We start from the raw sequence: 18287 nt of genomic DNA on the forward strand, positions 1-18287 counted from the left end.
CGTCTCGGGAGTGGAAAATGGTTGTCAAGGATCAATTCGCGATATACCCAAACACTGTGCGTATTAGGCACACGCTCCTTACACAAGGCGTTCCTATCACATTGCACAGCGTGATAGACTCGGCCATCGCTTACCACCACTCGTCGGTCTTTGTCCACATTGGACGATCGAGAACGCCTTTGCCGAGACGGGTATCGTGATCTCTGACCACTACCCCGCCTCGCGGACCGATTCGCCGAGAAAATGATCTTTTCTGGTCGAGCGTTTCCAGCGCTCGTACCATAACCACGATGCGGAAAGTAGTTGTCCTCGGCCGCGGCGGCGCGGGTAAGTCGACCCTTGCCGCACGCCTCGGCGCCGCCCCGGCCCTGCCCGTCATCGAACTGGACGAACACTTCTGGACACCCGGCCTCACCCCGGCACCCAAGGACCGGTGGGCGGCGATCCAACGCCGGCTCACCAGCGGAGAACGGTGGATCCTCGATGGCGATCTCGGCCCATACGACGTTCTCTCCGTGCGACTACAAGCCGCCGACGCCGTGATCGTGCTGGACTTTCCGCTCTGGCGCTGCGTCTGGCGCACCCTGCACCGCTCCCGCGAGAACCTGGCCTTCTGGCGCTGGCTTGTCACATACCGACGCCGCAGCCTTCCCACGATCATGACCGCCATCGCCGAGCACGCCGGCCACGCAAAACTCTTCCTACTTCGAAACCCCAACGCCGTCGAACAACTCCTCGTCGAGACCGTCAACCGGTCAAGGCCGCCAGCGCCCTGAGATCGTTCTCGTCGACGGGCCGCAACTCCCCTGGGTCAGGCATAAAACGGATCATGGCACATCGCCGCGGCGATGTGCCATGATCGTCGACTCCCCTGACGATAAGCGGCTCGCTACACCGCCTTGACGGGCTGCCTCAGAATCGTTTTGAGCTTGGCGGGCGCTGTTCGACGCGCGTCGCTGAGGTAGATCTCGTGGTGGTCACCGTTGAAGGTAAAGCCGTTGTCGGGCAGATACGAGTTGTGCAGGCGTTCCAGGGTCGGAGTTTCGTCGTCGTAGGAGCCGATATGCAAGATCTGGACACTGGTTCCTTCGGCGAGGGTGAGCAGCCGAATGTCTCCGAGTGCGGGGTTTTTCTTCTTCTTTGCGACGTTGTCGATGGCGGCCTCGACAACGCCTTCGGTGATCCAGTCGGGCTGGCTGATCATCATGGTCCACGCCCAGGTCTCCTTGCGCCGCGCCATGAACGCGGTGGGGTCGTCCGCTCGCCACAGACCCTCCAACGGACCGACCGCGAAGTCCCGGCCAAGGGTCTTCTTGCTGGCGAACTTCAGCGCGTAGGCCACCCCATACAGGGCTTCGACCGCGTTCGCATACGCAGGGGAAGTGTTCGGATCACCCTGGCCGTCGATTGCTATATATCGGAACTCGGGCACCTCGACGACGGTGAACTCTTTCGACGGAGGCGAGTACAGCTCTTTGTGGGCCTTCTTGATGTCGTACTTGTCCATCGCGGTCTCCTTTTCGAATGCGCCCAGTGTGGTTTCGGTCCAGTTGACATCGGCCCTGAGCATGGCCTCGCTGTAGTCGAAGATCGCGGATGCGGCTGTGGGCAGGGGTTCCTGCCGGGAACGGGCCGCGCGGACTTCCGTGAGCTGTGTTCGCAATGCTTCCAGGCGCTGGGTCAGTCCGGCCACCACGTCCGCATCCGGCAAGCCGGGACTGTTGGCCATTGCGATCAGAACTCGCGCGCGCATCGGCGTCAGCGCCGTCAGCGCGTCCCGCGTGGTGGCAGCACACACTTCGCGACCCGCCGCGGTAGCCCGGAAGGTGGCGCGTGACTTTCCAGACGACGGAGGGCCGACTGCTTCGATCAGGCCACGCCCGGCCAGTTTGTCGAGCACGTAGTAGATCGAGGAGAAACCGAGCGCCGTCCATGCGCGCACGCCCCGCTCCTCGATGACCCGTTCCAGCTCATATCCGTGGCGCGGCTGCTCGACGAGCAGCCCGAGCACCGTCAACTCACCATCGGTCAACGCCGAAGCCATGACAGTACTCTAGTACTAGAATAGGGTCGCCGAGCAACCGGGCAGCCCAGCGACGGCTGCCTGGCACTGAAGGTGATCTCCGGAGACGAACCGTGGAGGCCTGGGGCTCGACCTCCGAGACAACGACGAGCGCCCCTGTCCGCACTTTGGCAGACAGGGGCGCTCGATATGCCCTCACTGACTACGTTGGGCAAGATCGCCATGACCTACGACGCGTACGCCAACGCAATGTCCTATGTAGACATCGCAATCGCGAGTCGCAACAAGGTCATTGGTGAGAACCCAACCGTTTGTGGCAACTCGACCTCAGGGCCGCCAGGCCGGATCACGGCCGATGAAGGCCATCAATTTGTCCTGCGCGGAGGCGTCCTCGGCGACGGGCATGGCGGGACCGAACTGCCCGCTGTCGCGCAGCATCGGCCCCATCGGCTCCATGGCCACCAGCGCGTCGGCACAGCGCTCCTGGCCCAGGTCGGGCTCGCGGCCGAGCGCCTTGGCGAGGTCCCAGGTGTGCAACCAGACGTCGCCCGTGTAGAACTGGTCGATCGCCTCGTCCACCGGCTTGTCGCCGGTGTGCGGGTTGCTGAGCACCCGCCCGGCGGGGGCGTCGAGGATGGCCTGGATGTCGCTGACGTGCTGCTTCCAGGCAGCGCCCGGGTTCGCCTCCACGTCCAGGGCCGGGAGCTCGATCCCGGCGCCCATGAGGAAGACGCGGGACCACTCGACCAGGTGCTTCACGACGTCAAGAGCTGTCCACTCCGCGACCGGGCTGGGCCGCGCCCAGTCGCCGGCCGAGGCGGACTCGACCAACTCGGTGAACTGGGCCGCGTCGTGTGCATGCCGCGTGGCCGGGCTTGTGGGCGTTGACGTCATCTCAGGCCCCCTTCGCGAGCAACTCGGCGAGCTTGTCGTAGCCCTCTTTGACCCCGACGTCCATGCCGCTGGCCAGCATGCCGTCACGGGCCTCGAAGTCCGACACCACGCTCAGCACCCTCAGCCGCGTACGACCACCCTCGACCTCCTCGAAGGTCAGCGTCTCCAGTGCGACTCCGTCAGGCAAGCCTTCATAGGTGAAAGTCCACACGATCCGCTCGTTCTGCCGCACCTCGTGGAAACTGCCGTAAAAGGACGCGATCTCCTCGCCGTCCCGATCGTTGGCGAAGGCCCACGCGCCGCCCGTGCGAGCGTCCCACCTGGTGATCCTCGTGGTGAGCGAGCGCGGCCCGACCCATTGCGCGTAGAGCTCGGGGTCGACATGGGCGCGGAACACCTGCTCAGGAGCCGCGTCGAACTCCCGGATGATCTCGATCGTCGGGACCTTCTCGTCCGCCACGATCTCCGTCTCGTACTTCGTCATTGTCATGATGCGTCCTTACGGGTTTGCTTCTGGTTCGTGTCGTCGGCCATTCGGCCCAGCAGGGCGTCGAGGCGTCGATACCGCTCCTCAGCCTTCTGGCGATAGCGCTCGATCCACTTCGTCATCAGGTCGAACACCTCCGCGTCCAGATGGACCGGCCGGCGCTGGGCATCCTTGCTGCGGGTCACCAGCCCGGCCTCCTCGAGCACCTTCACGTGCTTGGAGACCGCCTGGAGGCTCATGTCGTACGGCTCCGCCAACTCGCCCACGGTCGCGTCCGCGCCGGCCAGCCGGGCCACCAGATCGCGCCGGGTCGGGTCGGCCAGTGCCGCGAACACCCGGTTGAGCTGCTCCGTGCTCTCGTCCACCAGTTCTTCCTCAACTACTTGGTTGAATAAGACCGTAGACCTCTGCCGAGGCCATTGTCAACCTACCGGTTGAGAAGAATGAAGGGCCTGGGCCAGAAGACCACGACGACTTCGGGAGGCCCGGCCCGCAGGTCCAGCAGGCCGCGCTCGGCCCCCAAAATAATGACGACCCGATCCCGGCGAAGTCGCGAAGCGACGAGCAGGATCGGGTCGATCGGGTGGAGGTGCCGGGAATTGAACCCGGGTCCTCTGGCGCCTCGACAAGGCTTCTCCGTGCGCAGTTCACTACGTCTCTACTCGACCCCGCCGGTCACGTGAACAAGCCGGTGTGACGGGCCCAGCCGCTGTAAGTTTTCCATCCGGACCCCGCGGCCAAGTCCGGACGGTGAGCCTCCTAGCTGATGCCGGCGATCGGGACGGAGGCGTTCCCGGGCCGACAGCTTACGCGCTCGCTCAGGCGGCGAGGGCGTAAGCGGCCTTGGAATTATCCTTGGCGCTTATTGGTTTGCGATGACGCTTTCGGTGGTCTCTCGCCTGCACCGGCACGCTTCCCTTGACTCAACGTCCAGAGTCGAAACCGTTCACCCCCTTGTTGGTGTCTCGCTACCTGCTCCAGGATAACGCCTCCGGCAAGCGGGTTTGTTCCCGTGGGTAGGGCTGTCCCCACCTCGACTCGGCGGTGCACCACCTGGTCTCCCCCGGCGCCCCTGAGGGATGCTGGTTCCGCTTCACGCCAGGAAGGAACCGAACATGACCTACGTCGAGCGAGACGGCCGCCGACCGCGCCCACCAGTGGGCGGGTCTCTGCTGTACCTGCTGATGAACCTGCCCTTGGGGATCGTCGCGTTCGTATCACTGGTCGCCCTCACTGCGGTCGGGCTCAGCACCTCGATCATCTGGGTCGGGGTTCCGGTGCTGGCGCTGCTGCTGCTGGGCCTGCGGGGCGCCGCACTCGCCGAGCGGGCGCGGGTGCATTCGCTGCTCGGTACCTACGTCGCCACGCCCTACCGCCCGCTGCCCGATGGCAGCCAGAAGGCCCGCTGGGCGGCCCGGCTGAAGGACACGGCGACCTGGCGCGACTTCGTCTACTTCCTGGTGTTGTTCCCGCTCGGGATCGGCGAGTTCGTCGTGATCGTCACGTCCTGGGCGCTGGGGCTGGGATTCGCCGCGTTGCCGATCTACTTCCGGTACCTGCCCGACGGGATCTACGCCTTTCCTGCCAACGAGGTCCCGTGGATCACGGTCGACTCGACGGTGTCCGCGCTGCCCCTGGCCGCCCTCGGTGTGCTGCTGCTCGGGCTCGCGATCATCCTGACCCGCGCGCTGGCCGGCTTCCACGCCCGCTTCGCCCGGTCCCTGCTCGGTCCCGGCTCCCGGGCCCGTCGCATCGCCGAAGACGCCGCTCCGGCCCTGGTCACCGACGGTCCGGTGGCAGGATGATTGCCATGGCCGACGCAGGGCTAGCCGGGCGCGAGGAGGCAGGCGGACGACAGCCTCGGCCGAAAGCCATCCGCACGATCATCTACATGCTCTGCGGGTTGCCGCTTCGCCTGCTCGAGTTCGTGCTGGTCGTCGTGGGCTTCGCGGTCGGGGTGAGCACGACGGTGATCTGGATCGGCATCCCGATTCTCATGGCGACCACCAGCCTGGTTCGCGGTTGCGGAGACCTGGAGCGGCGGTGGGTACGGGCCATGCTGGACGCCCCGTTGCCGGAGGTCGAGCGCTTGCCGGTCGAGGGCGGCATCCTGCGTCGATGGCGGTACCGCCTCGTCGATGGCACGACCTGGCGGGACCTCGGTTACCTCCTGGTGTCCTTCCCCCTCGCCATCGCCGAGTTCGCGATCGGCATCACCGCCATCGTGCTGCTGCCGATGGCGATCTGGGTCGCACCGTGGGTCGGCTGGATACGCAGCGCGCTCGCGGTCGCGCTGCTCGGGCCCAACCGCGCCGAGCGGCTCGCCGAGCACGCTCAGCGTCTGCAGGCTTCCCGGGCCCGTGGCGTGGACGCCGCCGAAGCGGAGCGCCGGCGCATCGAACGTGACCTGCACGACGGCGCGCAACAACGGCTCGTCGCGGTGGCGATCAGCTTGGGCCGGGCCAAGAACAAGCTCAACGACGATCCCGTCGCGGCCCGTGGCCTGATCGACGAGGCACATGCCGACGCGAAGCTCGCGGTGTCCGAACTGCGGGACCTGGCCCGCGGCATCTACCCCGCGGTACTCGCCGACCGGGGTCTGGACGCGGCGCTCTCCGCGCAGGCCGCGAAGTCACCGGTGCCGGTCGACGTCCAGGTGGACGTCGAGCCGCGCCCCCCGGCAGCCGTGGAGACCACCGCCTATTTCATCGTCGGCGAGACCCTGACGAACATCGCCAAGCACTCCGGCGCGACCCAGGCCGAGGTCAAGGTCTGGCGAAGCGACGACAAGGTCGTCGTCGAGATCACCGACAACGGCAAGGGCGGCGCCGAGCTGCGGCCAGGCGGTGGGCTTGCCGGGCTGGCGGACCGGGCCGCCACGATCGACGGCGTGCTCACCGCGGTGAGCCCGCCCGGTGGGCCCACCGTCATTCGCGCCGACCTGCCGTGCACCTGGTGATCACGCCAGAAGTCGTTGCAGCGTGGGTGACACCTGGATCGGCCGCTATCGCGGTCCTCCGACGCTCAAACGTGGGCGCGCCTGGGCCTGCAGCAGCTTCGGTGACACCGCGAACCCGTGCCGCTCGTAGGCCGGCACGGCACGCTCCGACGAATGCACGGTGACCCGCTCCAGACCGAGTTCCGCGGCCAGGCGCAGGATCGCCTCGATCAACAGGCCGCCGAGTCCGCCGTCGCGGGCGTCCGGCACCACATACACGCACTGCACGTCGCCGGACGCTCGGGAGAAAGCCAGCGGCGTCGGCACACGCGTGGTGATCGCGAGAAACCCCATCCCGATCACCTGGTCCTCACGCACCACGACCAGGCACCGGTGTGTGGCCGCGTTCTTCCGCGCCCACACGGCGAACTCCCGCGACGGCTTCGAATTCGACCGGATGTGCGGGGCGGACTTCGATCTTCGTCATGCCGTTCATCGTGACCCCTCGGACCAGTTCCGGTTGGGCCCACCGTCCTTCGCGCCGACCTGCCGTGCAGCCGGTGACCGTGAGATAAGGTGACCCGACAGCGGGGAGGTTCCATGCGGGTCGTGATCGCGGAAGACGCGGTGCTGTTGCGCGCAGGCGTGCAACGACTGCTGGCCGACGACGGCATCGAGACCGCCGCCGCCGTCGACAACGGCGACGCGCTGGTCGAAGCGGTCAGCGAGCACCGGCCCGATCTCGCGATCGTGGACGTACGGATGCCGCCGACCTTCACCGACGAGGGCCTGCGCGCGGCGCTCAACGCCCGCCAGGCCGTGCCGGGACTGCCCGTGCTGGTGCTTTCCCAGTACGTCGAAGAGAGCTACGCGGTCGAATTGCTTTCCGGTGGCACCGGCGGGGTGGGCTACCTGCTCAAGGAGCGGGTCGCCGACGTCTCGGACTTCCTCGAAGCCGTTCGCCGGGTGGCAAAGGGCGGCACCGCGATAGACCCCGAGGTCATTTCGCAACTGATGGCGCGCGGCCGCCGGAACCCGCTGGACTCGCTGACCGCACGCGAGTCCGAGGTGCTCGGGTTGATGGCGCAGGGCCTGTCCAACACCGCCATCGCGAACACCCTGGTCGTCTCCCACGGGGCCGTCGAGAAGCACATCGGCAACATCTTCGCCAAGCTCGGCCTCGAGGCCAGCGCCGAGGAACACCGCCGCGTCCGCGCCGTCCTCACCTACCTGGGCCGCGCCTAGCCAAGCTGGTAGCCCGCCTCCTCTTGTGGAGGAAGGGGCGTTTACTACGGAAAGCGCTATTCGGAACCTGTGCGTGGGCTGAGCCCCTGGGCCCCTGCAAAGCACAGCGGCCTGGGGGCCTGCTCCCCGTTGGGTGTGGGGACGGAGACCCCACAGAGCACCGTCGTTGTCCGTCACCAAGGGTGTCGATCCTGCGTTTGAAAAGCGTTCGGGCTATCCGTAGCAAACGCCCCTTCCTTTCCAACCAGCGTTGAATTACTCACCCGAATCGACGGCAGCATGTTCCTCGGCGCTCCCCTAACATGGGCGGACGTGCCATCGAACCCTGCGGAAGGGGCAGCATGACCGAGGTGAGCGTCCGCTTCTTCGGCGGCCCCTTGGACGGTCGCGAGCAAGTCCTCACCGACCCGGTGCCCGGCGCCGTCATCCGGCACGTCCACCTACACCAGGGTCCCAAGATCGAAACCCGCTACCAGTTGGCCTACACCGACGAAACCGGCTGGCAGTATCGAATGTGCGAGCTGAACGCACCGGAGGTCGACGAACTTCTGGAGTAGGGCCATCCCTACCCCGCAGCCCTCGGCAAACCCGAGATCAAGAGGGCGGTTCGCACCAATGTGCCAGCAGGCCTGAGCGACCAGGCTTTGGGCATGCCCCCAAGCCAGCTCCGGCCCACCACGGCCGGCCGCGACATCTTCCTCGACGTCATCCGCACCGGTGCCATCCTCGCGGTGGTCGGCCAGCACTGGCTGATGCCGGTGCTCAGCTACGCCGACGGCCGGCTCGCCACCGGAAACGCCCTCGCCACACCGGGCTGGTGGGCGGTGACCTGGCTGTCCCAGGTCATGCCGCTGGTGTTCTTCGCCGGTGGCGCGGCCAACCTGATCTCCCTGCGCCGCGCCGAATCCGCATCGGGCTGGCTCGCCGGGCGGATCAGCCGCCTGCTGCTGCCGACCGTGCCGCTGATCGCCGTGTGGCTGGCGGTTCCTCACCTGCTGCGCGGTCTCGGGGTGCCGGAGCAACCGCTGGACATCGCGGGGGCGATCGCCGGGCAGTTGCTCTGGTTCCTTGGCGTCTACCTGCTCACCGTGCTGGCCGCCCCGGTCATGCTGGCCGCCCACCGCAGGTGGGGACTGGCAGTCCCCGTCGTGCTGACCGGCCTGGCGCTGGTGGTCGACCTGCTCCGGTTCAACGGCTTCGGGTTGCTCGGCTACGTCAACGCGATCTTCGTCTGGCTTGCCGTCCACCAACTCGGTTTCCTTTACGCGGAAGGGAAACTCGGTACCCTTCGCCCGCGCGCCGCGCTTGGCATGTCCGCGGCGGGCTTCGGCGTGACAGGGCTGATGGTCGCCTTCGGACCGTACCCGGCGAGCATGATCGGTATGCCCGGCGCGCCGGTGTCGAACATGAGCCCGCCCACCGCCGTCCTGGTGAGCCTTGCGGTGGGCCAGATCGGGTTGATGCTCGCCCTTCGGCCCAAGATCAACGAACTCGCCACGCGGCCCGCGGTCGCGGCCACGCTGCGCTGGATCGGGCCCCGGTTCATGAGCGTCTACCTGTGGCACATGCCCGCACTTGTGGTCGTCGCCGGGATCTCGGTGCTCGGCTTCGGCTATGCCACACCGGCGCCGGGCACCCTGGACTGGCTGACCGCCGCCCCGCTGTGGCTGGGCGCCGCGGGGCTGGTGCTGGCTGGACTGCTCCGCGTGTTCAGCCGCTTCGAGAAGGCACCCCGCGCGGCGACGGGCGGCCCCGTTTCCCTGCCACTGCTGGCCTTCGCCGCCGTGGCCGGCTCGGTAGGCACCCTGGGTCTGGCCGCTCGCGGGTTCGCCGCCCCGGTCGACGGCGGGATCCTGGCCGGACCGGTGCCCTGGGTGGCCCTGGTTCTCACGGGCCTGCTGGTGGCGTTCTCGAACAGCGCCGTACCGGTCAGAGGTTGAGCAGCTTGGCAGGGGTGTCGTGCAGCACCGCGCGCAGGAAGCCGTCGCCGAGGCGATCGTCGGCGGCGGCCCAGCCGGCGATCGCCCGCAGCTGGGTGGCATAGGGATAAGGAATATTGGGGAAATCGGTGCCCAAAGCGACCCGGTCGGCGATGGTCGCCAGCCGGGCCGCCCAGTCGGCCGGGAGCCGCTGCATTTTCTCGGTGAACGGAACCCCGACCATGGTGGTGTCGAGATATACCCGCGGATAGCGCGCGACCAGGTCCAGTGCGGCCTCGTAGTCGGGCATCCCCGCGTGGGCGAGCACGGCGACCAGCCGCGGATGCCGGTTCAGTACCTCGCCGAACACGTCGAGGCCGGTGAACGGGCCCCGCTCAGGGCCGTTTCCGGCATGGACCACCACCGGGACACCCGCTTCGGCCAGCGCACCCCACACCGGTTCGAGGAGCTCCCCACGCGGGTCGTACGCGCCGACCTGGACGTGCGCTTTGAAGCACCGGACCCCGGCCCGGAGCGCCTTGTCTACATAGGACGCGGCGGACGGTTCCGGGTAGAACGTCGCGGTCGGGACCGCGGCTGGCACGCGCTCGGCGAATTCGAGCGCCCAGCCGTTGAGCCACTCGGCCATATCCGGTTTGTGGGGATAGACGAGTGGTGCGAAGCGAAGTACGCCGAAGGATTCCAGCAGCGCCAGCCGTTCGCTCTCCGTTCGCCGGTACCACACCGGCCACGAGTACCCGGTGCGTTTGGCGATCCCGTCGAAGTACGCCCAGACCTTGGTCAGCATGCGTTCGGGCAGGAAGTGCAGGTGCAGATCGACCAGGCCGTCCAGGCCCAGCCCTCGTACCCACGACCCGATGTCGTCGTCTCGTTCCGGCCCGGGTTCCACAGTCAGCGGCGGCCCTTCAAAGCTCGCCCCACCGCGCGGCTGATCTCGCGTTGAGCGTCGCGTTTGGCCAGATCCTGCCGCTTGTCGTAGGCCTTCTTACCCTTGGCGAGCGCCAACTCGACCTTGACCCGACCGTCCTTGAAGTACAGCGACAGCGGCACCAGGCTGAGCCCGCTCTCCTTGGTCTTGCCGATCAGTTTCTCGATCTCTCCGCGGTGCAGCAGCAGCTTGCGGTGCCGGCGCGCTTCGTGATTGGTCCACGTGCCGTGCTCATACTCCGGGATGTGCAGGTTGCGCAGCCAGACCTCACCGTCATCGACGGTGGCGAACGCATCGGCCAGCGAGGCCCGGCCCGCGCGCAAGCTCTTCACCTCGGTGCCCACCAGGACGAGACCGGCCTCATAGGTGTCCAGGATCGAGTAGTCGTGCCGCGCACGACGGTTCGACACGATCACCTTGTGGCCAAGTTCCTTGGGCATGTCTCCAGGTTATCGGACGTACGCAACACCATTGCGAACCGTGACTCACCGGCATCGCCTGACCTCGGGAATCGCGGCCGAGCTCAGTGCCGGACATACATCCGCAACGTCAGGTAACCAGTGGTCGCCGAAATCACGAGCGATGTGAGCAGCAGCCATGGTGAGGTGACGACGATATCGAGCACGTCGATTCGTGGAATGATGCCCGCCGCGACCGACAGTATCTTGTCGAGGAAGGTGTACTTGATCACGAGCAGGCCGCCCACCGCGAACACCCAGCCGACGATCCCGGTCATGACCGCCTCGAGCAGGAACGGCAACTGGGTATACCACCGGGTCGCGCCGACCAGCCGCATGATCCCGACTTCCTTACGCCTGGTGAAGGCGGAAATCTGCACCGTGTTCGAGATCAGCAGCAGCGCCGCGAGGGCCTGGATCAACGCGACGACGAAGGTGGCGTCCCGCACGGCGCCGAGCAGCCCGAAGAAGCGGTTCAGGAACTGCTGCTGGTCCTCGATCCGGTCCACGCCCGGACGCTGTCCGTATTCCTGGTTGATGACCGCGCTCCGGCTGGGATCGTGCAGCTTGATCTGCAGGGAGGCCGGCAATGCCTCCGGCCGCGCCGACTGCAGCAGGATCGGGTTGTCCTGGAAGATCTTCTGGAACCGCGCGAAGGCTTGATCGCGGTTTTCGAACACCACGGTCTGGACGGCCGGGTTGTTCTGGACGCTCTGCAGCAGGCCGCGGCACGGGTCTTGCGAGCAGTCCTTGTCGTTGGCGCTCACGTCCTGATCGAGGAAGATCGACACCTCGACGTCGGCCAGGTAGGCCGCGCTCATCTTGTCGATGGTGCGCACGATCAACAGACCGCCACCGAGCATGCCAAGCGACACGGCGGTGGTGATGATCATGGCGATGGTCATCGTGACATTTCGGCGCAGGCCGGTGAAGACCTCGCTGAACACGAAACTTGCGCGCATCGGGGGTACTTACCTTCGAGGTCGGGGGCTGTGCGGGGACCTGGTCGGGGAACTAGCGGCCCACGCCATAGACGCCTCGGGCGTCGTCGCGGATCACTCTGCCGAGCTGGAGCTCAACCACACGGCGGCGCATGGAGTCCACGATGGAGTGATCGTGCGTGGCCATGAGCACGGTGGTGCCAGTGCGGTTGATGCGCTCGAGCAGCAGCATGATGTCCTGGCTGGTGTCCGGGTCGAGGTTCCCGGTCGGCTCGTCGGCCAGCAGCACCAGCGGCCGGTTGACGAACGCGCGCGCGATCGCGACGCGCTGCTGTTCACCACCGGAGAGCTCGTTCGGCATCCGGTCGGCCTTGCCTTCCAGACCCACGAGTTCGAGAACCTCGGGCACCACCTTGCGGATCGTGTGCCGAGGCTTGCCGATCACCTCCAGCGCGAACGCGACGTTCCCGGCGACGGTCTTGTTGTTCAACAGGCGGAAGTCCTGGAAGACGCAGCCGATGGTCTGCCGCAGGCGGGGGATCCTGCGCCGGGCCATCTTCGCCAGGTCGAAGTTGGACACATACACCCGGCCCTTGCTGGGCACTTCCTCCCTCAGCAGGAGCCGGAGAAACGTCGACTTCCCGGATCCCGAAGGGCCGATCAGGAAGACGAACTCACCTTTGTCCACCTCGACAGACACGCCCTCGAGTGCGGGGCGCGTCGACCTCTTGTAGACCTTGGAGACTGCATCGAGCCGGATCACGGTGCGCCATCCTACTCATTGCGAACGTTAAGCCCAGGTAGGCATCGGCCAACCGGCAACTCCGCCCGGCGTGGCGAGGGGATGCGGGAGCGGAAGCCCACAAGGCGGAGCATCCAGGGCTCGCCCAAGCCCGAGCATGGGACGAAGCCTTTGCAAAGGGAGGAAGGGGCGTTTGCTACGGATAGTCCGTAGCAAACGCCCCTTCCTCCAGGTAGGCCCGAACTACGCCGCCGCGGTCGCCTGCTTGCGCCAGCGGATACCGGCTTCCAGGAACCCGTCGATGTCGCCGTCGAGCACGGTCGAAGGGTTGCCGACCTCGTAGTCCGTCCGCAGGTCCTTCACCATCTGGTACGGATGCAGCACGTACGAACGCATCTGGTTACCCCAGCTCGACCCGCCGTCCTTGAGCGCGTCGAGCTCGGCGCGGTCCTCTTCCTTCTTCCGCTGCAGCAGCTTCGCCTGCAACACCTTCATCGCGGCCGCCTTGTTCTGCAGCTGCGACTTCTCGTTCTGGCAGGAGACCACGATGCCGGTCGGAAGGTGAGTGATCCGCACGGCCGAGTCGGTGGTGTTCACGCTCTGTCCACCCGGACCTGACGAACGGTATACGTCGACCCTGATGTCCTTCTCCGGGATGTCGACGTGGTCGACCTCCTCGACCTCGGGCAGCACCTCGACGTGCGCGAACGACGTCTGTCGCCGGCTCTGGTTGTCGAACGGCGAGATCCGCACCAGCCGGTGCGTGCCCTGCTCGACCGAGAGCGTGCCGTACACGTACGGCGCGGTCACCTTGAAGGTCGCCGACTTGATGCCCGCCTCTTCGGCGTAGGAGATGTCGTAGACCTCCGCCGGGTACCCGTGGCGCTCGGCCCAGCGCAGGTACATCCGCATGAGCATCTCGGCCCAGTCGGCCGCGTCCACCCCGCCGGCCTCGGACCGGATGGTGACCACGGCGTTCCGGTCGTCGTACTCGCCGGAAAGCAGGGTACGGACTTCCAGCGCGTCGATGTCCCTGGTCAGCTGGGCAAGGTCGGACTCGGCTTCGGCCCGGCTCGTGCTGTCCCCCTCGGCCTCGGCGAGTTCGTAGAGCACGCCGAGGTCGTCAAGCCGCTGGCGCAGGTCGGTGACCCGGCGCAGTTCGCTCTGCCGATGCGAGAGCTGGCTGGTGACCTTCTGCGCCGTTTCGGGATCATCCCAGAGGTTGGGCTGGGATGCCTGCTGTTCCAGGTCGGCGACCTGGGCACGCAGGCCGTCCAGATCCATGACGGCCTCGACCTGCGTCAGTTTGGCGGCGAGGTCCTTCAGGTCTGCTTCGAACTCAGCACTCACAACCATCAAGGTTACGGCACCGAATTCGAGCACATCCTCAGGACTGCGGGATGGCATCCACCAGTTTCAGCGCGGCCCGCGCGTGGGCCTGACCGAACTCGGCGACCGCCTTCGTGTACGGGTTCTCGGCGGCCTTGACCGCGGCCTTCGCCTCGTCCAGTTCCTGGCTGTATGCCGCACGCGCGGTGTCGATCAACGTCGCGCGCTGCTTCGCGGTGAGCGAAGCGGCATGCACGAGCCGCAGGATCAACGGGCTGCGCAAGTGGTCCGGACCGGAGTCACTGGTGAGCCAGGCCTTGAACGCCTTCTTCCCGGCCGCGGTGATCGCGTACTGCTGACTGGACCGTGGGCCCTGCTTGCCGAGCCGCACCAGGCCTTCCTTGGCCAGTGCGGGCAACTCCCGATAGACCTGGCTACGCGTGACACTGAAGAACGTCCCGAATCGTTCTTCGGCGCTGGCGACGAGCTGACCACCCGTCGCCGGACCGTCTTGGAGCAAACCGAGCAATGCCGCTGCTGTCGCGTTCAGTTCAGACACCCCCACACCGTCCCACTTTTCTCGCGATCTGTCCACAGTGGCCACATATCTCCGTCCACAATGGCCATTGCAACTCCCCCATACGGCCCAACCGCAATACGCCAGTAGCACGAAGCAGGGGCCCGATCGCTTCGATCGGGCCCCTGCTTCGTTCAGTAGCGGGGACAGGATTTGAACCTGCGACCTCTGGGTTATGAGCCCAGCGAGCTACCGAGCTGCTCCACCCCGCGTTGTACGTCCCACTATACACCCTCGCGACCCCCGCTCACACCCTACCCCACCGTCCACACAGGACACGAGACCCACGCCACACCCCGCCCCCGAAACCGCACGCAAGCCACGCCAAGCCCCACACCGAAACCAAGCCCACCCCACCACGCGGCGCAAGGCGCGCGCCCCCTCCGGCACCTGCACCAAGGTCAAGCCCTCCGCGAACGCACCAGAGCACCCCGCCAAGATTGGACGAGAAGAGACCCCCACCGAAGACGAGGCTGGGCACGCGGCCAACCCCAGCCGGGGGGTGCAGGGGGGCGGAGCCCTCCCTGCCGGGGGTCTGGGGGTTCGACCCCCAGAGCAGATGCGAAAGAGGCCCTCGCCTGCGCTTTCCGCAGGCAAGGGCCTCCAACCTCTGTAGCGGGGACAGGATTTGAACCTGCGACCTCTGGGTTATGAGCCCAGCGAGCTACCGAGCTGCTCCACCCCGCGTTGCAAGAACCACTCTACGCCCTGGCTTCGCGGGGGTTCGCGCGGGGGGTGCCAACCCGGTGGTCAGCCTCCCGGCGCTGGCGGCGGGGTGGTCTGGCTGGCGCCGGCCTTGGCGGCTTGGTACTCCTGGGTGGCCTTCTGCAGCGCAGACAGGGCCTGTCCCTGGGCGGCGAAGTCTCCGCTCTGCTGGGCCTGCCGCAGCTGGTCGAGCGCGGCCTGGATGTCTGCGACCGCCTTGTCCAGGTCGGGGTTGGTGCCACTGGCCGGCGGGGCCGAATTGGTCGAACTCGGCGGCGGCGTGGAACTGGTCGGCGGCGTCGAGGGTTCGGTCGGCGGGGTGGTCGACTGGTTCGCGCCGTCCCCGAAGACCTGTTTGAGCGCCTCTCCGAGGGTAGGCGCGAAGCCGATCTTCGACCCGTACGCCACCAGCACGCTCGCCAGTTGCGGATAGCTGTTCTGGTTCTTCTGCTGGATGTAGACGGGCTCCACGTAGAGGAATCCGCCCTCCATCGGCAGCGTGATCAGATTCCCGAAGATGGGTGCGACGCTCTGGTTGCTGAACAGCGTGCGCTGTTGGACGAATCTCGAGTCACTTTGGAACTTGTTCTGCACCTGGACCGGACCGTCCACCTGGACGCCGCCGGTCGCTGACGTGGGAAGCCGCAGCACCCGGATGGTGCCGTAATCGGCTGGATCGGACGAGACCGACATCCAGGCCGCCAGGTACTGCCGTTGCAGCACGGTCAGCGGGCTGGTCAGCTGGAAAGTCGGCCTGTTCTGGCCGGGTGCCTCCGCGAGTACGTAGTAGCCCGGCTGGGGTTGCAGGCCCGACGCGTCGAGGTTGGTGCCGCCTTCCTGGGTCGGATCCTGCGGCACGTTCCAGAACGTGTTGGTCGTGTAGAACTCCTGCGGATCGCTGACGTGGTACTTGGCGAGCAGCTCACGCTGGACCTTGAACAGGTCCTCCGGGTACCGGAAGTGCGCCTTCAGTTCCGGAGAGATGGCCGAACTGGGCTTCACAATGCCGGGAAAAACCTGTTCCCATGCCTTCAGCACAGGATCGTTGTCGTTCACCGAGTACAGCGTGACCGTGCCGTCGAAGGCGTCGACGGTCGCCTTCACCGAGTTACGGATGTAGTTGATGCTGTTGTTGGCCTGCTTCGCCGTGCCGCTCAGCGTGTCCGCGGTCGCTTCCCCGAGCTGGGTCTGCTGCGAGTAGGGGAAGTTGTTGAGCGTCGTGTAGCCGTCCACGACCCAGGTGATCTTCCCCCCGACAACGGCGGGGTACGGGTCACCGTCCACGGTCAGCCAGGGTGCGACCTTCTGCACGCGGTCGCGGGGATCACGGTTGTACATGATCTTGGAGCCGTCGCTGATCGCGTCGGAGAACAGGATGTTGCGCTCGCCGTACTTGGCCGCGAAGGCCAACCGGTTGAACCAGTTGTCGATCGGGACGCCGCCGGCGCCGTCGTAGCGGTAGTCGTTCCGGCCTGGGCTGTCATGCTCGCCGGGCGCCTTGCCCGGCTGCCCACCGACAATCGCGTAGTCGTTGGTCAACTCTCCGTAGTAAATCCGTGGCTGATCCACCGGGATGCCCGGAGCCGAGCGGTTCGACGGATCAAGTCCGGCGCCGGTGGGGTTCTGCGTGTCACTGATGGCCGCGACCGGGTACCCGCCGTCGCTGTTGGCGTCGCTGACCGCACGGTCGATCGTGTTGGCCTGCGCGGCCACGAACCCGTTGCCGTGCGTGTAGACCATGTGCCGGTTGATCCAGTTGGTCTGGTTGCCGGTGAGGTTCGCGGTGTTGATCTCACGCGCCGAGACGATGTAGTCCTGCGTCTTGCCGTCGACCGTGTACCGGTCGATGTCCAGCTTGGTTGGGAACGCGTAGAAGTTCTCACCGCCGATGCGCTGGGTGAACGTCGGGGCCAGCACGTTGGGGTCCAGGAGGCGGATGTTCGGCACGGTCGCCGTGTCCGCGCTGATCTTGTCCGCGGTCGCCTGGCCGGTGCCCTGGTAATCCTGGTATTGCACGTTGTCGAGGCCGAAAGCGGTCTTGGTGGCCGCCATGTTCCGGCTGATGGAAAGCGCTTCCTTCTGGTTGGCGTTCGGCTTGACCGAGAACTGCTCCAGCACGGTCGGCCACGCGGCCCCGACGATGATGCCGGACAGGATGAGGAGCACCAGCGCGATCGCGGGCAGCTGGATATTGCGCAGGAACGCCCCCGCAAAGAAGGCAAGCGCGCAGATGGCCGAGATGCACAGCAGGATCAGCTTCGCCGGCAGTACCGCGTTCAGGTCCGTGTACGTCGCACCCGAGAACAATGGATTGCGACCGGAAAGTAGCAGATCGTAGCGATCGAAGAAGTATTCCAATGCCTTGAGCAACACAAAAATGCCAGCCGTCACGGCCAGCTGCACCCGGGCCGGCCCCGCGAGCTGTCCACCACGCCCGGCCAGCCGGATACCGCCGAACAGGTAGTGCGCGATCAGTCCCGCGATGAACGCGATCGTCACCGCCACGAACAGCCAGCCGAGCAGCCACTCGTAGAAGGGCAGCGTGAAGGTGTAGAAGCCGATGTCGTTACCGAATTCGGGATCGGTCGTCCCGAAACTGGTGCCGTTCAGGAACAGTTGTATCCGCTGCCAGTCGCCCTCACCGGCCGCACCCGCGATCAGACCGGCCACGACCGGGATACCGATGCCGAACAGCCGGATCCGGCCGACCACGGCGGAGCGATACCGGGACAGCGGATCGTCCGCGCCGGACACCGGGACGAACACCGGCCGCGTACGGTAGGCGATCCACAGGCTGAGCGCGAGGCTGCCACCGATCAGCAGCGCGATGGCGAAGAACAGCGCGACCCGGGTGAAGAGCATGGTGCTGAAGACCTGCCGCGCGCCGACTTCACCGAACCAGAGCCAGTCGACGTAGGTGTCCAGCAGCCGCGCACCGAGCAGCAGAACCAGCACGATGATCGCGGCGATGATGAGCAGGATTCGGCTGCGACGGGACAGCTTCGGCAGGCTCACGGGGGGCCGGTTGGCCACTGGACACGCTCCTGTGGTCGTGGTTCGTTCGCCGGGGCGCACGTTAC

17 protein-coding genes, 2 tRNA genes, 1 other RNA gene and 1 pseudogene are annotated in these 18287 nt (G+C 66.4%); 6 read left to right on the forward strand and 15 right to left on the reverse strand.

From position 1 onward, the window contains the following. The first annotated feature begins 290 nt into the window (after positions 1 to 290). Positions 291 to 776: a P-loop NTPase family protein gene (locus A3CU_RS46665; RefSeq protein ID WP_052372187.1), complete on the forward strand. Its 486-nt coding sequence runs from the start codon at positions 291 to 293 to the stop codon at positions 774 to 776. Positions 777 to 889: 113 nt separating this feature from the next. On the opposite strand, the gene A3CU_RS55440 is transcribed toward A3CU_RS46665, so the two are convergent. From A3CU_RS55440 to ssrA, 5 genes are all read right to left on the reverse strand, one after another. After that, entirely contained in the window at positions 890 to 2044 is a 1155-nt protein-coding gene (locus A3CU_RS55440) for a GyrI-like domain-containing protein (RefSeq protein ID WP_084143775.1), read from the reverse strand. Between the two features lie 306 nt (positions 2045 to 2350). Further along, positions 2351 to 2917 carry a maleylpyruvate isomerase family mycothiol-dependent enzyme gene (locus A3CU_RS0126110; protein ID WP_027944790.1) on the reverse strand — a complete coding sequence of 189 codons (567 nt, stop codon included), beginning with the start codon at positions 2915 to 2917 and terminating at the stop codon, positions 2351 to 2353. Position 2918: 1 nt separating this feature from the next. Continuing rightward, the gene (locus A3CU_RS0126115; protein ID WP_027944791.1) at positions 2919 to 3407 is read right to left on the reverse strand and encodes an SRPBCC family protein; all 489 of its coding nucleotides are present in this window, start codon (positions 3405 to 3407) and stop codon (positions 2919 to 2921) included. Next, on the reverse strand, positions 3404 to 3769 hold the full coding sequence (locus A3CU_RS0126120) for an ArsR/SmtB family transcription factor (RefSeq protein ID WP_027944792.1): 366 nt from the start codon (positions 3767 to 3769) through the stop codon (positions 3404 to 3406). Before A3CU_RS0126120 ends, A3CU_RS0126115 begins: the two co-directional genes overlap by 4 nt. Positions 3770 to 3985: 216 nt before the next feature. Beyond that, positions 3986 to 4358: a transfer-messenger RNA gene (gene ssrA, locus A3CU_RS50635) on the reverse strand. Between the two features lie 161 nt (positions 4359 to 4519). Between ssrA and A3CU_RS0126125 the strand changes: the two genes are divergently transcribed. Both A3CU_RS0126125 and A3CU_RS0126130 read left to right on the forward strand, forming a co-directional pair. Further along, the gene (locus tag A3CU_RS0126125) at positions 4520 to 5209 is read left to right on the forward strand and encodes a sensor domain-containing protein (protein WP_027944793.1); all 690 of its coding nucleotides are present in this window, start codon (positions 4520 to 4522) and stop codon (positions 5207 to 5209) included. A gap of 5 nt (positions 5210 to 5214) precedes the next feature. Beyond that, positions 5215 to 6363 carry a sensor histidine kinase gene (locus A3CU_RS0126130; RefSeq protein WP_043842569.1) on the forward strand — a complete coding sequence of 383 codons (1149 nt, stop codon included), beginning with the start codon at positions 5215 to 5217 and terminating at the stop codon, positions 6361 to 6363. A 45-nt stretch (positions 6364 to 6408) separates the two neighbouring features. Here A3CU_RS0126130 and A3CU_RS46670 read toward each other — a convergent pair. Continuing rightward, positions 6409 to 6829 (reverse strand): annotated as a pseudogene (locus A3CU_RS46670) (GNAT family N-acetyltransferase). Between the two features lie 113 nt (positions 6830 to 6942). On the opposite strand from A3CU_RS46670, the gene A3CU_RS0126140 reads away from it, so the two are divergent. From A3CU_RS0126140 to A3CU_RS0126150, 3 genes are all read left to right on the forward strand, one after another. Then, positions 6943 to 7587, forward strand: a complete 645-nt coding sequence (locus A3CU_RS0126140; RefSeq protein ID WP_027944795.1) for a response regulator transcription factor — start codon at positions 6943 to 6945, stop codon at positions 7585 to 7587. A 341-nt stretch (positions 7588 to 7928) separates the two neighbouring features. Beyond that, complete coding sequence (locus A3CU_RS0126145) at positions 7929 to 8144, forward strand: hypothetical protein (protein ID WP_027944796.1); 216 nt, start codon at positions 7929 to 7931, stop codon at positions 8142 to 8144. 93 nt (positions 8145 to 8237) lie between these two features. Next, the gene (locus A3CU_RS0126150; protein ID WP_027944797.1) at positions 8238 to 9527 is read left to right on the forward strand and encodes an acyltransferase family protein; all 1290 of its coding nucleotides are present in this window, start codon (positions 8238 to 8240) and stop codon (positions 9525 to 9527) included. Here the strand turns inward: A3CU_RS0126150 and A3CU_RS0126155 are convergent. The 9 genes from A3CU_RS0126155 to A3CU_RS0126195 all read right to left on the reverse strand — a co-directional run bounded on the left by A3CU_RS0126155 (position 9517) and on the right by A3CU_RS0126195 (position 18222). Beyond that, complete coding sequence (locus A3CU_RS0126155) at positions 9517 to 10416, reverse strand: amidohydrolase family protein (RefSeq protein WP_027944798.1); 900 nt, start codon at positions 10414 to 10416, stop codon at positions 9517 to 9519. The genes A3CU_RS0126150 and A3CU_RS0126155 overlap by 11 nt on opposite strands. Before the next feature lie 2 nt (positions 10417 to 10418). After that, positions 10419 to 10895, reverse strand: a complete 477-nt coding sequence (gene smpB, locus A3CU_RS0126160; RefSeq protein WP_027944799.1) for an SsrA-binding protein SmpB — start codon at positions 10893 to 10895, stop codon at positions 10419 to 10421. Positions 10896 to 10978: 83 nt separating this feature from the next. Next, positions 10979 to 11875, reverse strand: a complete 897-nt coding sequence (gene ftsX / locus A3CU_RS0126165) for a permease-like cell division protein FtsX (protein WP_027944800.1) — start codon at positions 11873 to 11875, stop codon at positions 10979 to 10981. A 52-nt stretch (positions 11876 to 11927) separates the two neighbouring features. Next, positions 11928 to 12617, reverse strand: coding sequence for a cell division ATP-binding protein FtsE (ftsE, locus tag A3CU_RS0126170; RefSeq protein WP_027944801.1), 690 nt, complete (start codon positions 12615 to 12617; stop codon positions 11928 to 11930). 222 nt (positions 12618 to 12839) lie between these two features. Then, positions 12840 to 13946 (reverse strand): peptide chain release factor 2, encoded by a 1107-nt coding sequence (gene prfB, locus A3CU_RS0126175; protein ID WP_027944802.1) that lies wholly within the window; start codon positions 13944 to 13946, stop codon positions 12840 to 12842. A 37-nt stretch (positions 13947 to 13983) separates the two neighbouring features. Further along, positions 13984 to 14484 carry a PadR family transcriptional regulator gene (locus A3CU_RS0126180; protein ID WP_027944803.1) on the reverse strand — a complete coding sequence of 167 codons (501 nt, stop codon included), beginning with the start codon at positions 14482 to 14484 and terminating at the stop codon, positions 13984 to 13986. Between the two features lie 156 nt (positions 14485 to 14640). Continuing rightward, positions 14641 to 14714: transfer RNA gene (locus A3CU_RS0126185), tRNA-Met, on the reverse strand. 401 nt (positions 14715 to 15115) lie between these two features. Next, positions 15116 to 15189, reverse strand: a tRNA-Met gene (locus A3CU_RS0126190). A gap of 63 nt (positions 15190 to 15252) precedes the next feature. Next, the gene (locus A3CU_RS0126195; RefSeq protein WP_027944804.1) at positions 15253 to 18222 is read right to left on the reverse strand and encodes a UPF0182 family protein; all 2970 of its coding nucleotides are present in this window, start codon (positions 18220 to 18222) and stop codon (positions 15253 to 15255) included. Positions 18223 to 18287 lie beyond the last annotated feature (65 nt).

The organism is Amycolatopsis taiwanensis DSM 45107 (assembly GCF_000519205.1).
Lineage (GTDB): Bacteria > Actinomycetota > Actinomycetes > Mycobacteriales > Pseudonocardiaceae > Amycolatopsis_E > Amycolatopsis_E taiwanensis.

What these genes read in the sequence shown, in the direction of transcription:
- A3CU_RS46665 (WP_052372187.1), top strand. Translation starts at nt 291, where the DNA reads ATGCGGAAAGTAGTTGTCCTCGGCCGCGGCGGCGCGGGTAAGTCGACC.
- A3CU_RS55440 (WP_084143775.1), bottom strand. Translation starts at nt 2,044, where the DNA reads ATGGCTTCGGCGTTGACCGATGGTGAGTTGACGGTGCTCGGGCTGCTC.
- A3CU_RS0126110 (WP_027944790.1), bottom strand. Translation starts at nt 2,917, where the DNA reads ATGACGTCAACGCCCACAAGCCCGGCCACGCGGCATGCACACGACGCG.
- A3CU_RS0126115 (WP_027944791.1), bottom strand. Translation starts at nt 3,407, where the DNA reads ATGACAATGACGAAGTACGAGACGGAGATCGTGGCGGACGAGAAGGTC.
- A3CU_RS0126125 (WP_027944793.1), top strand. Translation starts at nt 4,520, where the DNA reads ATGACCTACGTCGAGCGAGACGGCCGCCGACCGCGCCCACCAGTGGGC.
- A3CU_RS0126130 (WP_043842569.1), top strand. Translation starts at nt 5,215, where the DNA reads ATGGCCGACGCAGGGCTAGCCGGGCGCGAGGAGGCAGGCGGACGACAG.
- A3CU_RS0126140 (WP_027944795.1), top strand. Translation starts at nt 6,943, where the DNA reads ATGCGGGTCGTGATCGCGGAAGACGCGGTGCTGTTGCGCGCAGGCGTG.
- A3CU_RS0126145 (WP_027944796.1), top strand. Translation starts at nt 7,929, where the DNA reads ATGACCGAGGTGAGCGTCCGCTTCTTCGGCGGCCCCTTGGACGGTCGC.
- A3CU_RS0126150 (WP_027944797.1), top strand. Translation starts at nt 8,238, where the DNA reads ATGCCCCCAAGCCAGCTCCGGCCCACCACGGCCGGCCGCGACATCTTC.
- smpB (WP_027944799.1), bottom strand. Translation starts at nt 10,895, where the DNA reads ATGCCCAAGGAACTTGGCCACAAGGTGATCGTGTCGAACCGTCGTGCG.
- ftsX (WP_027944800.1), bottom strand. Translation starts at nt 11,875, where the DNA reads ATGCGCGCAAGTTTCGTGTTCAGCGAGGTCTTCACCGGCCTGCGCCGA.